Source organism: Marinilabilia salmonicolor JCM 21150 (genome assembly GCF_000259075.1).
GTDB classification, from domain to species: Bacteria; Bacteroidota; Bacteroidia; order Bacteroidales; family Marinilabiliaceae; genus Marinilabilia; species Marinilabilia salmonicolor.
The window spans coordinates 1-348 of the sequence record NZ_AJKI01000050.1; the positions used below are offsets into that span (position 1 = coordinate 1).

At 48.9% G+C, this 348-nt stretch carries 1 pseudogene; it reads left to right on the forward strand.

Annotated features, from left to right (window positions below):
• A pseudogene (locus tag W7W_RS22525) lies at positions 1–348 on the forward strand (IS66-like element ISPba3 family transposase); the annotation flags it as partial.

Sequence of the window (348 nt, forward strand, 5' to 3'; positions counted from 1 at the left end):
AAAAGAAGCCCGTACGTCAGCCGTTACCAGATCACCTTCGACGAGTAGTAGAAGTCATAGAGCCGGAAGGCAAACAGGACAACTGGGTGCGTATCGGCGAAGAGGTGACTGAAATTCTTGAACATAAGCCCGGTGAGACCTATGTCCGTCGAATAGAACGCCCGAAGTATGCCATAAAGCCAATTGTAGTAGAAGAGAATGCCGAGAATGAGCAGAACGAAGAAGAAGCACCTGCTATCCGTGTTGCTCCAATGCTACTTTTGCCGCTGCCCCGCAGCAACGCAGGCCCCTCTATGTTGGCTGAGCTAATAATGAACAAATACTTCTATCATCTTCCTTTTCATCGTC